This is a genomic window from Streptomyces panaciradicis (genome assembly GCF_023516615.1).
In the GTDB taxonomy this organism is placed as follows: Bacteria; Actinomycetota; Actinomycetes; order Streptomycetales; family Streptomycetaceae; genus Streptomyces; species Streptomyces panaciradicis.
The window spans coordinates 109,796-124,350 of record NZ_JAMGBF010000003.1; the positions used below are offsets into that span (position 1 = coordinate 109,796).

Here is a 14,555-nt window from a genome sequence, read left to right on the forward strand (position 1 = left end):
GTGAAAGGCTGTTGACAAGTAATGAATTGTGCGCGGGGGTGCTCCGATGAGCATTCCGCGATTCCCTAGAGGGCCGGCGGAGCCATGGTGAACCGGGCGTTCACCGCGGCCTGGACGGTCTGCCGCTGGGGTTCGAGGTCGAGCGCGGCCGGCGCGTCCTCGGCGCCCGCCCCGTAGGCCATGGAGCGCATCCGCGTGCGGTAGGGCTGGGCCTCCTCGGCGCCGATGTCCGCCAGCTCCACGAGGGCGACGAGCGAGGTGCCGAGCGCCTCGGCGTACTCCCTCGCCCGCTGGACCGCCTCCCGCACCGCCTGCTGCCGGGCCTCCCGGTGGGCCGGGGAGGCGGGGCGCAGCGCCCACCAGGGACCGTCCACCCGGGTCAGTTCCAAGTCGGCCAGTCGGGTGGTCAGTTCACCGAGGGCGGTGAAGTCGGTGAGCTCGGCGGTGATGTGGACGCGCCCGTGGTACGCGTGGACGCGCTCCCCGCGCCCCTTGTCCTTCAGTTCGGGACTGACGGACAGGGCGCCGGTCTCGACGTGCTCCACGGCCTCGCCGTAGGACTTGATGAGCTCCAGGGCCGCGGCGTTGCGGCGGGTGAGGTCGTCGAGGGCGGCCCGGCGGTCCCTGCCGCGGGAGGCGACGGTGACGCCGATGCGGGCGATCTCGGGGTCGACTTCGAGGTGGGCCTCGCCGCGGACGGCGATGCGGGGGGCGTCCGGGGTGCCGTAGGGGGCGGGGCGCGGGTCGTCCGATGCGGGGGTGGTCATACGCCCCACTGTGTCACTCCCCGCCCGGCCGCCGGGGCGGGTCGGCACGAGAGAGGTCACCGGATCGCAACCTGGCGGGCCTGTTGCCGGTTGCCATGCTCGGGTCAGAATCTACGCGCGTTGTTGACCTTTTCCCGAGGAGATCGAGACATGCCCTTGAACCGGCGGAAGTTCCTGAAGAAGTCGGCCGCGACCGGAGCGGGGGTGGCCGTCGCGAGCGCGGTGGCGGCTCCGGCGGCGCAGGCGGCGCCCGAGACGCCGGGGAAGAGACCCGCCAAGCGGTACTCGCTCACCGTCATGGGCACCACCGACCTGCACGGGCACGTCTTCAACTGGGACTACTTCAAGGACGCGGAGTACACCGACAAGGCCGGCAACGCGCAGGGCCTGGCCCGGATCTCGACGCTCGTGAACCGGTTGCGCGAGGAGAAGGGCCGCTGCAACACCCTCCTGCTGGACGCGGGCGACACCATCCAGGGCACCCCGCTGACGTACTACTACGCGAAGGTGGACCCGATCACCGCCGAGGGCGGCCCGGTGCACCCGATGGCGCAGGCCATGAACGCGATCGGGTACGACGCGGCGGCCCTGGGCAACCACGAGTTCAACTACGGCATCGAGACCCTGCGGAAGTTCGAGGAGCAGCTGCGCTTCCCGCTGCTGGGGGCGAACGCGGTGGACGCAAAGACGCAGAAGCCCGCCTTCCCGCCGTACTTCATCAAGAAGTTCCGGGTGCCGGGGGCGCCTCCGGTGAAGGTGGCGGTGCTCGGTCTGACGAACCCGGGCATCGCGATCTGGGACAAGGCCTATGTGCAGGGCAAGCTCCAGTTCCCGGGCCTGGAGGAGCAGGCCGCCAAGTGGGTGCCGAAGCTTAAGTCGATGGGCGCGGACGTGGTGATCGTGTCCGCGCACAGCGGCTCGTCCGGCACGTCCTCCTACGGCGACCAGGTGCCGTACGTCGAGAACTCGGCCGCGCTGGTCGCGCAGCAGGTGCCCGACATCGACGCGATCCTGGTGGGCCACGCGCACGTGGAGATCCCGGAGCTGAAGGTCACCAACACCACGACCGGCAAGCCGGTGGTGCTGTCGGAGCCGCTGGCGTTCGCGGAGCGGCTGTCGGTGTTCGACGTCGAGCTGGTCTTCGCCAAGGGCCGGTGGACCGTGGAGTCGGTGTCGTCGAAGGTGCTGAACTCCAACACGGTCGCCGACGACCCGAAGATCACCAAGCTGCTGGCGGACGAGCACGCGAAGGTCGTCGAGTACGTCAACCAGGTCGTCGGCCGGGCGACCGAGACCCTGACGACGGTCGAGGCCCGCTACAAGGACGCACCGATCATCGACCTGATCACCAAGGTGCAGGAGGACGTGGTCAAGGCGGCGCTGGCGGGCACGCAGTACGCGGCGCTGCCGGTGATCGCCCAGGCCTCGCCGTTCTCGCGGACGTCCGAGATCCCGGCCGGCAACGTCACCATCCGGGACCTGTCCTCCCTCTACGTGTACGACAACACGCTGGTCGCCAAGCTGCTGACGGGCGCCCAGCTCCGGGCCTACCTGGAGTACTCGGCGGAGTACTTCGTGCAGACGGCGCCGGACGCGGCCGTCGACGTGGAGAAGCTGACCAACGCGAACAACCGCCCGGACTACAACTACGACTACGTGTCGGGGCTGTCGTACGACATCGACATCGCCCAGCCGGCCGGTTCGCGGATCAAGAACCTCACGTTCGGCGGGGCCGCGCTGGACGACGCGCAGCAGTTCGTGTTCGCGGTCAACAACTACCGGGCCAACGGCGGCGGCGCCTTCCCCTATGTGGCGACCGCGCAGGAGCTGTGGTCGGAGTCGACGGAGATCCGTACGCGGATCGCGGAGTGGGTGACGGCGAAGGGCGTGCTGGACCCGAAGGACTTCGCGTCGGTGGACTGGAAGCTGACGAGGAACGGCACGCCGGTCTTCTAGATCGTCGTCCGGAAGCTCTCCTGCCGGCCGTCCACCAGCGGGGTGAGGACCTGCGCCTGTCGTGCCTGGGGCACGACGGGCGTGGGCGGCCGCTGTTCGTCGAGTCCGAAGGTGGTGAAGGCGGTTCGCCCGGGCAGCGGGTAGACGTCCTCGCCGCTCAGGGTGTTGAGGATGGCGGCGCTGCGCCAGGCGGCGAGACCCAGGTCGGGGGTGCCGACGCCGTGGGTGTGGCGTCCGGCGTTCTGGACGTACACCGAGCCGGTGACGGAGGGGTCGCAGACCAGGCGGAAGGACTCGTCGACCCGGGGGCGGTCGCGGCTGTCGCGGCGCAGGTAGGGGTCGAGGCCGGCGAGCATGCGGTCGAGGGGGCGTTCGCGGTAGCCGGTGGCGAGGACGACGGCGTCGGTGGTGAGGCGGGACCGCGTGTTCTGCTGGGTGTGCTCCAGGTGGAGTTCGACCTTGGTCGTCGCGATCCGGCCCGCCGTGCGGACGCGGACGCCGGGGGTGAGGACGGCGTCGGGCCAGCCGCCGTGCAGGGTGCGGCGGTAGAGCTCGTCGTGGATGGCGGCGAGGGTGCCGGCGTCGATGCCCTTGTGCAGCTGCCACTGGGTGGTGACGAGGCGGTCGCGGACGCCCTCGGGCAGGGCGTGGAAGTAGCTGGTGTAGTCGGGCGTGAAGTGTTCGAGGCCGAGCTTGGAGTACTCCATCGGCGCGAAGGCCTCGGTGCGGCCGAGCCAGTGCAGCCGTTCGCGGCCCGCGGGGCGGGTGCGCAGCAGGTCGAGGAAGATCTCGGCGCCGGACTGGCCCGCGCCGATCACCGTGACGTGGCCGGCGGCGAGGATCGTGTCGCGGTGGGCGAGGTAGTCGGCGGCGTGGAACACCGGGACGGCCGGCGCCTCGACGAGCGGCCGGAGCGGGTCGGGCACGTACGGTTCGGTGCCGATGCCCAGGACGACGTTGCGCGTGTAGGTGCGGCCGAGGGCCTCGGCCTCCCCGTCGCTGTCGAGCTGGGTGAAGTCGACCTCGAACAGGTCGCGTTCGGGGTTCCAGCGGACGGCGTCGACCTGGTGGCCGAAGCGCAGGCCGGGCAGCCGGTCGCTGACCCAGCGGCAGTAGGCGTCGTACTCGGCGCGCTGGATGTGGAAGCGCTCGGCGAAGTAGAAGGGGAACAGACGGCCGCGGTCCCTGAGGTAGTTGAGGAACGTCCACGGGCTGGTGGGGTCGGCGAGGGTCACCAGGTCGGCGAGGAAGGGGACCTGGATGCGGGCGCCGTCGATGAGCAGTCCCGGGTGCCAGTCGAAGGCGGGGCGCTGGTCGTAGAAGACCGCGTCGAGCCCGGTCAGGGGGTCGGCGAGGGCGGCCAGGGAGAGGTTGAAGGGGCCGATGCCGATGCCGACCAGGTCGCGGGGGGCGTCGGGCTCGTGGTGCGGGGGGTGGGGGTTGGGGGCGGTGCTCATCGGGGGGTGTTTCCTTCCACGAGGTCCTGCGCGCGTTCTGGGCGTGCTTCTCCTGCTCGGAGGGCTTCCGCGACGGCCGTGAGCAGGGTGGTCAGGTCGGCCGGTCGGGTGTGGGGGTTGAGGAACGTCGCCTTGAGCCAGAGGCGGCCGTCGAGGCGGGCCCGGCCGAGGACGGCGCGGCCCCGTTCGAGGAGGTGCCTGCGGACGGCCGCCACCGTGTCGTCGGGGGCCTGGGCGGGCCGGAAGAGGACCGTGCTGATGGTGGGGCGGTCGTAGAGCTCGAAGCCGGGTTCGCGGTGGACGAGCTCCGCGAACTCCTGGGCGAGCGCGCAGACTTGGTCGACCAGGGCGCCGAGGCCGGTGCGCCCGAGAGCCTTGAGGGTGACGGCGGTCTTCAGCACGTCCGGGCGGCGGGAGGTGCGCAGGGAGCGGCCGAGGAGGTCGGGAAGGCCCGCCTCGGTGTCGTCGGGGGCGTTGAGGTAGTCGGCGCGCTGGCGCAGGGCGTCGAGGTCGCGGGCGTCACGGACGGCGAGGAAGCCGGCGGGGACCGGCTGCCAGCCGATTTTGTGCAGGTCGAGGGTGACGGTGTGGGCGTCCGCCAGGCCGGTGAGCAGGTCGCGGTGGCGGGCGCTGAACAGCAGGCCCCCGCCGTAGGCGGCGTCGACGTGCAGCCGGGCGTGGTGTGCCCGGCACAGGGCCGCGATCTCGGGCAGCGGGTCGATGAGGCCGGCGTCGGTGGTGCCCGCGGTGCCGGCGACGAGCCACGGTCCGGGGACGGTGGTGAGGGCCTCGTCCAGGGCGGCCGGGTCGAGGGTGCCGGCCGGGGCGGGCACGATCACCGGCTCGGGCAGGCCGAGCAGCCGGGCGGCACGGGGCAGCGAGTGGTGGGCGTCGGCCCCGCAGACGAGGCGGACCCCGGCGCCGAGGGTCTCTCGGGCGAGGAGCAGGGCGAGCTGGTTGGACTCGGTGCCGCCGGTGGTGACCAGGGCGTCGGCGCCCTCCGCCCGGCGCGTTGCCGGATAGACCTCCCTCGCCAGTGCCCGGGTCACGAGGGCTTCCAGTTCCGAGGCGGCCGGCGCCTGGTCCCAGGAGTCCAGGGACGGGTTGAGCGCGCTGGCGGCGAGGTCGGCGGCGACGGCCACGGCGAGCGGCGGACAGTGCAGGTGGCCGGCGCACAGGGGGTCGGCCGGGTCGGCGGCGCCCGCAGCGAGGGCGTGCACGAGGGTGCGCAGGGCGTCCGGGTCGCCGTCGTGCGGCAGTACGTCGCCCACGGCGGCCCGCGTCCGCGCGGCGACGGCGTCGGGTCCTCCGGCGGGCAACGGGCCACCGCGTTCCCGTGTGCCGAGGGCGAGGGCGTCGAGCACGGTCGCGAGCAGGGGGCGCAGGGCGTTCGGGCCGGCCGGGCCCGAGGCGAGGCTCGGTGTGCTCATGGGTTCCTCCGGGGCGCGCGAGCAGAGGGAGTTCCAGCTTGTACGCGGATGGGCGCGCGTGCCCGAAAAGTTCAACGATCGGAACCCGAAAGGGGGTACTGCCGTGCGGGGAAAACGTGTCGGGGCCGTCGCGGCCCGTCGCGACGGCGACGGGCGCAACGGCCCCGGCTTCTTGGACCTCTGCCCCTAGCCCTCCCTCACCCGCAGCGCGCGGCGCAGGTCGTCGAGTTGGTCGACGAGCTTGCGGCGCAGGGCCGGGAGGAGGTCGGCGTCGCGCAGGCACGCCTCGCCCAGGCGCAGCGTCTCCGCGTCGACGGCGTGCACCGGGAAGGCCGAGCGGCCGGCGGCGTCGGCGATGGCCGGGCCGCGGCGGGCGGAGACGGCGACGGCGTCCTCGTAGTAGCGGGCCACGTACGGGCCGACCAGGTCGGCCTGTTCGGGCTGCCAGAAGCCCTGGGCGGTGGCGATGAAGAGGTAGTTGGACAGGTCGTCGCTGCCGAACATGGCCTCCCACGCCTTGGCCTTGCCCGCCTCGTCCGGCAGGGCGGCCCGGCAGCGGGCGGCGCCCTCCTGGCCGGTGGCCGACAGGTCGCGGTCGAGTTCGGTGGCGATCTCCGCCTCGTCGACGGCGCCGAGCACGGCGAGCCGGGCCAGGACCCGCCAGCGCAGCTCGGGGTCGAGTTCCGGGCCGCCGGGGACGGTGCCGTCGGCGAGCCAGGCGGCGATCGTGTCGGGCTGGGCGGCGACGTCGATGAAGTGGCGCACGGCGATCAGGCGCAGGCCGGGGTTGTCGCCGTCCTCGGTGCGGCGGATCAGGTCGCGGCACAGGGAGGAGAGGGTGGCCAGGGCGGCGGGGCGGCCCTCGGGGGCGATGTAGCGGCCGGCGACCTGGGCGGTGGCGAAGGCGAGGACGCCCTGGACGAGGGCGAGGTCGGTCTCGTGCGGGAGGTGGGCGCGGGCCGTCTCCAGGTAGGCGGCGGGCGCCAGTTCGCCGTCGCGGACGCTGTCGCGCAGGGCGTTCCAGACGACCGCGCGGGTGAGCGGGTCGGGCAGGCCGCACAGGTTGGCCCGCACCGTCTCGAAGGACTCCGCGTCGAAGCGGATCTTGGCGTAGGTGAGGTCGCCGTCGTTGATCACGAGCAGGGCGGGGCGCTTGCCGAGGGGGTGGGACCCGGTCTGGGGGACGTCGAGGTCGAGGCGCCGGCGCAGCACGAGGTGGCGGCTCTCGTCGGCGACGTCCTGGTCGTAGAGGCCGACGGCGACGCGGTGCGGGCGGCTGCCGGTGTGCTCGATCCGAAGGGCGTACGTGCCCTCGTCGGCGCGGGTCACCACCGGCCTGAGGGTGTCGACGCCGGTGGTGCGCAGCCAGGCGTCGGCCCAGGCGTGGACGTCGCGCTCGGTGGCGGAGGCGAGGGAGTCGATGAAGTCGGCGAGGCCGGCGTTGGCGAAGCGGTGGCGGGCGAAGTGGGTGTTGATGCCGGCCAGGAAGTCCTTCTCGCCGAGCCAGGCGACGAGCTGGCGCAGCGCGGAGGCGCCCTTGGCGTAGGAGATGCCGTCGAAGTTGAGCAGGGCGGAGGCCGTGTCGTCGACGTTCTCGGGGGCGACGGGGTGGGTGGAGGGGCGCTGGTCGGCGTCGTAGCCCCAGGCCTTGCGGGCGACGCCGAAGTCGGTCCAGGTGTCGGTGAAGCGGGTGGCCTCGGTGAGGGTCTGGTAGCCCATGTACTCGGCGAAGGACTCGTTCAGCCAGATGTCGTCCCACCAGCGCAGGGTGACCAGGTCGCCGAACCACATGTGGGCCATCTCGTGGGCGACGACCATGGCGCGGGTCTGCCGCTCGGTGTCGGTGACGGCGGAGCGGTAGACGAACTCGTCGCGGAAGGTGACCAGGCCCGGGTTCTCCATGGCGCCGGCGTTGAACTCGGGGACGAACGCCTGGTCGTAGGAGTCGAAGGGGTAGGGCTCCTCGAACTTCTCGTGGTAGCGGTCGAAGCACTGCCGGGTGATCTCGAACAGCTCGTCGGCGTCCGGGTCCAGGTAGGGGGCGAGCGAGCGGCGGCAGTGCAGGCCGAAGGGCAGCCCGCGGTGCTCGGTGCGCACGGAGTGCCAGGGGCCGGCGGCGACGGCGACGAGGTAGGTGGAGATCAGGGGCGTGGGAGCGGCCTGCCAGCGGCCGTCGTCGAGGCGCTCGGTGATGCCGTTGGCGAGGACCGTCCAGCCGTCGGGGGCCGTCACGGTCAGTTCGAAGACGGACTTCAGGTCGGGCTGGTCGAAGGCGGTGAAGACGCGCTGGACGTCGTCCAGGAACAGCTGGGTGTAGACGTAGGTCTCGCCGTCGGTGGGGTCGGTGAAGCGGTGCATGCCCTCGCCGGTGCGGGAGTAGCGCATGGCGGCCTCGACGCGCAGCTCGTGCTCGCCCGCCGTGAGGTTCTCCAGGGGCAGGCGGTTGCCGTCGAGGCTCGCCGGGTCCAGGGGCAGGCCGTCGAGGGTGGCGGCGCGCAGCTCGGCGGGCTTGAGCTCGACGAAGGTGGTGGCGTCCGTGCGGGCGCTGAAGCGGATGACGGTGCGGGAGTCGAAGGTCTCGTCGCCGGTGGTCAGATCGAGCTCGATCGAGTAGCGGTGGACGTCGAGGAGCCTGGCACGGGTCTGCGCTTCGTCGCGCGTCAGTACGGACATGCGGGTAATGCTGCCCGATGCCGCTGACAGGGCACAGAGGCGGATCGGTACGCGGCCTATGTCCGGTCCTGCTCGAGCTCCCCGTCGTGCGCCTCGGACGCCCGCTGCGGGGGCACCCGGGGGTCCGGGTGGGGCAGGGCGGCGCGGGGGCCGGGCTCGTCCGTTCCGGCGGCGCCGGGATGCTCCTTGACCAGGGCGCGCAGTTCCCGGATCTCCTGTTCCAGGGCGAGCTGGCGGCGGCGGGCGTCGTAGAGGTAGCGGACCTTGGTGCGCAGGACCCACGGGTCCACGGGTTTCATGACGAGGTCGGCGACCCCGAGGCCGAAGGCGGCGGAGGTCAGTTCGTGGTCGGAGCCGAAGCCGGTGACCAGGACGACCGGGATGTGCTGGGTCTGTTCCACGCGGCGCATGTAGCGCACCACCTCCAGGCCGCCGACCCGGGGCATGCGGACGTCGAGGACGAGGAGGCCGACCTGCCCGCGGAGCACCTGCTTGAGGGCCTCGTCGCCGCTGGTGGCGCGGCCCAGCTGGTAGCCCAGCGGGGCCAGGGCGCTCTCCAGCGCGTACAGCGTGTCCTCGTGGTCGTCGACGATGAGGATCTTGGCATCCGGCATGGCCCGACGTCCCTCCCGCGTGGGACAACCAGCTTATGACCGAACCACTGACGGGGCGTGTCCGTCAGCTGACGAGCAGTGCACAGCGCAGCATGCTCCCCGGCGCCCGCCCTGTCACCTCATTTGCCGCATCAGCCGAGGTCAATTCGCCGTTTTCGCGCTGCCGTTGACGGCGTCCTCCGCGATGCGCTCGTGGTGGCGGATGACCTCGGCGATGATGAAGTTCAGGAACTTCTCAGCGAACGCCGGGTCGAGCTTGGCGCTTTCGGCGAGGCCCCGCAGGCGCTCGATCTGGCGGGCCTCGCGGGCCGGGTCGGCGGGCGGCAGGTGGTGGGCGGCCTTGAGGTGGCCGACCTGCTGGGTGGCCTTGAAGCGTTCGGCGAGCATGTGCACGACGGCCGCGTCGATGTTGTCGATGCTGTCGCGCAGCCGGGCCAGTTCGGCGAGGACGGCCGGGTCGACGCCGCCGGCCGCGTTGTTGCTGGTGGTCATGGGCGCACAGCCTACGGGGCGGGGGCGGGCTCGATCATGGGCGGATCGTCGGGATCGGGCACCCGGCCGCTCAGGCCGCCGGGGACGGCGCGGTACGGCCGCGCCCGGTCCCGCCGCCGGGAACCCGGCCAGCGAAAATCCGCTCTCCTGCCCGTAGAGTGGAATCGGGTTCAGGGCGTCTTGGGGGTCAGGCGTGGCGAACGGCGGACCGGTCGAGCACGGCTACCCACACCTGGAGACGGTGCGGGCCGCCATCACCGCGCTCTACAAGCGGTTGTCCTACGACACCATCCACACCTTCTCGGCCAGCGTGCTCCCGGCCGACGTGGCCTTCTGCGACACCGACGACCTCCATCTGGGCACCCAGCGCGTGGCTCGCGAGCTGGTGCGCCACTACCGTCTCCCGGACGCCCGGATGATCGTCGGCTTCCGCGAGATGACGCACGCGGCGAACGTCGAACTCGCCGCCGGCCCCGAGTACTTCGTGGAACTGAACGACCGTTTCCGCACGCACCGCCGGGACATCGGCGCCGCCCTGGCCCACGAGATCATGCACGTGTACCTGCACCGCCTGGACCTGTCCTTCCCGGGCACCCGCGAGAACGAGATCCTCACGGACACGGCGGCGACCTACCTGGGCGCGGGCTGGCTGCTGCTGGACGCCTACCGGGAGGACGCGGCCTCGTCGCAGAAGCTGGGCTACCTGACCCCGGAGGAGTTCGGCTACGTCCTGGCGAAGCGGGCGCTGGTCTTCGGCGAGGACCCGTCCGTGTGGTTCACCAGCCCCCAGGCCTACGAGGCCTACACCCAGGGCATGGTCCGGGCCCGCCGCGACGAGCAGCAGCCCCCGCTGACGGCGGCCGGCTGGGCGGGCCGCCGCCGCTACGCCCGCGACCGCCGCCACGCCCAGGACCGGGCCGGCACCCCTCATCCGGAGGTCCCCTACAGCTTCACCCCCGACGGCCACGGCCCCCTGCGGGTGTCGTTCCCCTGCCCGACCTGCCACCAGCGGATCAGGGTGCCGGTGAAGGGACGGGTGCGGGCGCGGTGCGGACTGTGCAGGACGGTGCTGGAGTGCGACACCTAGACCCCGCCCAGCCGTGGCGAAGATCCCCGCCGGCCGCGCGCAGGGCCGCCGCCCGGACGTCCGCCCGAACACGCTCACGCGCCGTACACCGCCCCCGGTGTCTCGGCCTCCGCTAGCAGCTTCAGTGCCGTCTCCCCCGCCTCCGCCGGGCTCCACCGCGCCCCCTTGTCGGCGCTGGGCCCCGGCCGCCAGCCCTCCATCACGGTGATCCGGCCGCCCTCCGCCTCGAAGACCCGGCCCGTCACGCCGGCGCTCGCGGCGGAGCCGAGCCAGACGACGAGGGGGGCGACGTTCTCGGGGGCCATGGCGTCGAATCCGGCGTCGGGGGCGGCCATCGTCGCGGCGAACGTCCGTTCCGTCATGCGGGTGCGGGCGGCGGGGGCGATCGCGTTGACCTGGACGCCGTAGCGGGCGAGTTCGGCCGCGGCGACCAGCGTCAGACCGACGATCCCGGCCTTCGCGGCGCTGTAGTTGCCCTGCCCGACCGACCCCAGCAGGCCCGCGCCGCTGCTGGTGTGGACGACCCTGGCCACCGGCGTCCGGCCCGCCTTGGCCTCCGCCCGCCAGTGCGCGGCGGCGTGTCTGAGCGGCAGGAAGTGCCCCTTGAGGTGCACGCGGATCACGGCGTCCCAGTCGTCCTCGCCGAGGTTGACCAGCATCCGGTCACGCAGGAACCCGGCGTTGTTGACGAGGGTGTCGAGACGGCCGTAGGCCTCCAGGGCGGTCGTGACGAGCGAGGCCGCGCCCTCGGTGGTCGCGATGTCGCCGGCGTGGGCGACCGCCTCGCCGCCCGCCGCGCGGATCTCGTCGACGACCCGCCCCGCCGGACTGTCGGGGCCCGGCGTGCCGTCCAGGCCGACTCCCAGGTCGTTGACGACGACCCGCGCACCCTCCGCCGCGAACGCCAGGGCGTGCGCCCGCCCGAGGCCGCGTCCGGCCCCGGTGACGGCGACGACCCGGTCCTGACAGATTCCGCTCATCTCACGTCTCCTTGTTGGCGGTCGCGGCGTCGAGGAAGGCGGGCCGCTCCCCGCCCCCGTGCACCAGCAGGCTCGCGCCGGTGATGTAGGCGGCGGCGTCGGAGGCCAGGAAGACCGCGGCGGCGCCCACGTCGGCGGGTGTGGCCAGGCGGCCGAGCGGCACCGTCCGGGCGACGGCCTCGACGCCCTCCTCGCCGCCGTAGTGCAGACGGGACAGCTCGGTGCGGACCATGCCGACGACCAGGGTGTTGACGCGCACCTCGGGCGCCCACTCCACGGCCATCGAGCGGGCGAGGCTCTCCAGGCCCGCCTTGGCCGCCCCGTAGGCCGCCGAGCCGGGCGAGGGCCGGCCGCCGCTCACGCTGCCGATCATCACCACCGACCCGCCGCTGCGCCGCAGTCGCCCGTACGCGGCGAGGGACGCCGTCAGCGGGGCGAGGAGGTTCAGCTCGATCACCCGCGCGTGCCGCCGGGCGTCCCCTGCCGTCAGCCGCCTGTAGGGCGTGCCGCCCGCGTTGTTGACGAGGACGTCGACCCGGTCCAGCCCGGCGAAGAAGTCGTCCACGGCCTCCGCGTCGCGCAGGTCCAGCGGAATGAACTCCGCTCCCTCGACCGGCACTTCGGGCGGTCTGCGGGCGCAGACCACGACCTGTGCGCCGGCCTCGGCGAAGGCCCGCGCGATCCCGGCGCCGACGCCGCGCGTGCCGCCGGTGACGACCGCGACCTTCCCGTCCCACTCCATTCGCCGCTACCCTCCACCTAACAAACGTTTGGTGGAAAGGTAGCTGATGCTTCCATGGGTGTCTCCACCTCGTCCCCGGAAAAGGGGCCGGAAGATACGCGGGGACCGGACGACGACGCGATCGCCGTCGTGACGGTCGACTTCCCGCCGGTGAACGCCCTGCCGGTGCGGGGCTGGTTCGCCCTGGCGGACGCCGTGCGCATGGCCGGGCGCGACCCGCGGGTGCGGTGCGTGGTGCTCACGGCCGAGGGGCGGGGCTTCAACGCGGGCGTGGACATCAAGGAGATCCAGGCCGAGGGCCCGGGCGCGCTGGCGGGTGCGAACCGGGGCTGCTTCGAGGCGTTCGCCGCGGTCTACGAGTGCGAGGTGCCGGTGATCGCGGCCGTGCAGGGGTTCTGCCTGGGCGGCGGCATCGGGCTCGCCGGGAACGCGGACGTGATCGTGGCCAGCGAGGACGCCACCTTCGGGCTGCCCGAGCTGGACCGAGGTGCCCTGGGCGCCGCCACGCACCTGTCCCGGCTGGTCCCGCAGCACCTGATGCGCGCCCTGTACTACACCTCGCGCACCGCGACCGCGGCGGAGCTGCACGCGCACGGCTCGGTGTGGCGGGTGGTTCCGCGCGGCGAACTCCGCGCCGCAGCAATGGAGTTGGCGCGGGAGATCGCCGCCAAGGACGGGGAGCTGCTGCGGCTGGCGAAGGCCGCGATCAACGGCATCGACCCCGTCGACGTGCGCCGCAGCTACCGCTTCGAGCAGGGCTTCACGTACGAGGCGAGCACGGTCGGGGTCGCCGACCGGGTCCGGGACAGGTTCGGCAAGGAGGGCGGCTGAGTGGGCGACAAGACCATGACCGCGGACGAGGCGGTCGCGCGGCTGCGCAGCGGCATGACCCTCGGCATCGGCGGCTGGGGCTCGCGCCGCAAACCGATGGCACTGGTCAGGGCGCTGCTGCGATCCGACGTCAGGGATCTGACGGTCGTCTCCTACGGCGGCCCGGACGTCGGCATGCTGGCGGCCGCCGGGCGGATACGGAAGCTGGTCGCCGCCTTCGTCACCCTCGACTCCATCCCCCTCGAACCGCACTACCGCGCGGCCCGCGAACGCGGCGCGATCGACCTCATGGAGATCGACGAGGCGATGTTCCTGTGGGGGCTGCGCGCGGCGGCGAACCGGCTGCCCTTCCTGCCGGTGCGCGCCGGACTCGGTTCGGACGTGATGCGGGTCAACCCCGGCCTGCGCACGGTCACTTCGCCCTACGGCGACGGGGAGACGTTCGTGGCGATGCCCGCCCTGCGCCTGGACGCGGCCCTGGTGCACGTCAACCGCGCCGACCGGCTGGGCAACGGGCAGTACCTGGGCCCGGACCCCTACTTCGACGACCTGTTCTGCGAGGCGGCCGACGAGGCGTACATGTCCTGCGAACGGATCGTGGACACCGCCGAGCTGACCAAGGAGGCGGCGCCGCAGACGCTGCTGGTCGGACGGCACACCGTCACCGGTGTCGTCGAGGCCCCCGGCGGCGCGCACTTCACCTCCTGCGCGCCGGACTACGGCCGGGACGAGGCCGCGCAACGGGAGTACGCCACCACACCCTGGCCGGAGTACGCCGAACGCCTGCTCGACTCGCCCGCGAGGGAGGGTTCATGACCGTCACCCGTGCCGAGTACTGCGTGATCGCGTGCGCCGAGGCCTGGCGGGGCGACGGCGAGGTGCTGGCCAGTCCCATGGGCCTGATCCCCGCGCTCGGCGCCCGGCTGGCGCGGCTCACCTTCGCGCCGGACCTGCTGCTGACCGACGGCGAGGCGATGCTGGTCCGCCCGGACGGGACGCCGGAGGGCTGGCTGCCGTACCGGCGGCACCTGGAGTTCGTCACCGGCGGCCGGCGGCACGTGATGATGGGCGCGAGCCAGATCGACCGGTTCGGCAACCAGAACATCTCCTGCGTCGGCGACTGGGCGCGGCCCGATCGCCAGCTGCTCGGGGTGCGGGGAGCGCCCGTGAACACCCTGAACAATCCGACCAGTTACTGGATCCCGCGGCACTCGCGCCGGGTCTTCGTCGAGAAGGTCGACATGGTGTGCGGCGTGGGGTACGACCACGCGGGCGGCGCGCGGTTCCACCGGATCCCGCGGGTCGTGTCCGACCTGGGCGTCTTCGACTTCGCCACGCCGGACCACTCGATGCGGCTGGCCTCGCTGCATCCGGGGGTCACGGTGGCAGACGTCAGGGAGGCGACCTCGTTCGCCCTGGCCGTCCCGGACGGCGTACCGCCCACGCGCGAGCCCACCGCCGAGGAACTGCGGCTCGTCCGCGAGGTGCTGGACCCGGCGGGCGCCCGCGCCAAGGAGGTCTCCTAA

General features: G+C 72.8%; 13 protein-coding genes. 5 read left to right on the forward strand and 8 right to left on the reverse strand.

Annotated elements, in window-relative coordinates:
- Window positions 1–65: 65 nt before the first annotated feature.
- Complete coding sequence (locus tag M8J74_RS01835; protein WP_249834704.1) at window positions 66–767, reverse strand: SIMPL domain-containing protein; 702 nt, start codon at window positions 765–767, stop codon at window positions 66–68.
- Window positions 768–917: 150 nt separating this feature from the next.
- Here M8J74_RS01835 and M8J74_RS01840 point away from each other — a divergent pair, with 150 nt between their 5' ends.
- Window positions 918–2,723 (forward strand): bifunctional metallophosphatase/5'-nucleotidase, encoded by a 1,806-nt coding sequence (locus M8J74_RS01840; RefSeq protein WP_249834705.1) that lies wholly within the window; start codon window positions 918–920, stop codon window positions 2,721–2,723.
- On the opposite strand, the gene M8J74_RS01845 is transcribed toward M8J74_RS01840, so the two are convergent.
- The 5 genes from M8J74_RS01845 to M8J74_RS01865 all read right to left on the reverse strand — a co-directional run bounded on the left by M8J74_RS01845 (window position 2,720) and on the right by M8J74_RS01865 (window position 9,389).
- Window positions 2,720–4,180, reverse strand: a complete 1,461-nt coding sequence (locus M8J74_RS01845) for a lysine N(6)-hydroxylase/L-ornithine N(5)-oxygenase family protein (RefSeq protein ID WP_249834706.1) — start codon at window positions 4,178–4,180, stop codon at window positions 2,720–2,722. The two genes, M8J74_RS01840 and M8J74_RS01845, sit on opposite strands and share 4 nt — an antisense overlap.
- Window positions 4,177–5,610, reverse strand: coding sequence for a pyridoxal phosphate-dependent decarboxylase family protein (locus tag M8J74_RS01850; RefSeq protein WP_249834707.1), 1,434 nt, complete (start codon window positions 5,608–5,610; stop codon window positions 4,177–4,179). The genes M8J74_RS01845 and M8J74_RS01850 overlap by 4 nt, the downstream gene beginning before the upstream one ends.
- Window positions 5,611–5,796: 186 nt before the next feature.
- Entirely contained in the window at window positions 5,797–8,283 is a 2,487-nt protein-coding gene (gene pepN, locus M8J74_RS01855; protein WP_249834708.1) for an aminopeptidase N, read from the reverse strand.
- 56 nt (window positions 8,284–8,339) lie between these two features.
- Complete coding sequence (locus tag M8J74_RS01860; RefSeq protein WP_249834709.1) at window positions 8,340–8,897, reverse strand: response regulator; 558 nt, start codon at window positions 8,895–8,897, stop codon at window positions 8,340–8,342.
- A gap of 141 nt (window positions 8,898–9,038) precedes the next feature.
- Complete coding sequence (locus tag M8J74_RS01865; RefSeq protein ID WP_058925918.1) at window positions 9,039–9,389, reverse strand: chorismate mutase; 351 nt, start codon at window positions 9,387–9,389, stop codon at window positions 9,039–9,041.
- Between the two features lie 193 nt (window positions 9,390–9,582).
- Here M8J74_RS01865 and M8J74_RS01870 point away from each other — a divergent pair, with 193 nt between their 5' ends.
- Complete coding sequence (locus M8J74_RS01870; protein WP_058925917.1) at window positions 9,583–10,476, forward strand: hypothetical protein; 894 nt, start codon at window positions 9,583–9,585, stop codon at window positions 10,474–10,476.
- A 74-nt stretch (window positions 10,477–10,550) separates the two neighbouring features.
- On the opposite strand, the gene M8J74_RS01875 is transcribed toward M8J74_RS01870, so the two are convergent.
- Both M8J74_RS01875 and M8J74_RS01880 read right to left on the reverse strand, forming a co-directional pair.
- Window positions 10,551–11,456, reverse strand: coding sequence for an SDR family oxidoreductase (locus M8J74_RS01875; protein ID WP_249834710.1), 906 nt, complete (start codon window positions 11,454–11,456; stop codon window positions 10,551–10,553).
- A gap of 1 nt (window position 11,457) precedes the next feature.
- Window positions 11,458–12,198 (reverse strand): SDR family oxidoreductase, encoded by a 741-nt coding sequence (locus tag M8J74_RS01880; protein ID WP_249834711.1) that lies wholly within the window; start codon window positions 12,196–12,198, stop codon window positions 11,458–11,460.
- A gap of 54 nt (window positions 12,199–12,252) precedes the next feature.
- On the opposite strand from M8J74_RS01880, the gene M8J74_RS01885 reads away from it, so the two are divergent.
- Genes M8J74_RS01885 through M8J74_RS01895 form a run of 3 tightly spaced genes read left to right on the forward strand, consistent with a single transcriptional unit; the run spans window position 12,253 to window position 14,555 of the window.
- On the forward strand, window positions 12,253–13,029 hold the full coding sequence (locus M8J74_RS01885; RefSeq protein ID WP_249834712.1) for an enoyl-CoA hydratase family protein: 777 nt from the start codon (window positions 12,253–12,255) through the stop codon (window positions 13,027–13,029).
- Window positions 13,030–13,845, forward strand: coding sequence for a CoA transferase subunit A (locus M8J74_RS01890; RefSeq protein ID WP_249834713.1), 816 nt, complete (start codon window positions 13,030–13,032; stop codon window positions 13,843–13,845).
- Window positions 13,842–14,555, forward strand: coding sequence for a CoA-transferase subunit beta (locus tag M8J74_RS01895; RefSeq protein ID WP_249834714.1), 714 nt, complete (start codon window positions 13,842–13,844; stop codon window positions 14,553–14,555). Before M8J74_RS01890 ends, M8J74_RS01895 begins: the two co-directional genes overlap by 4 nt.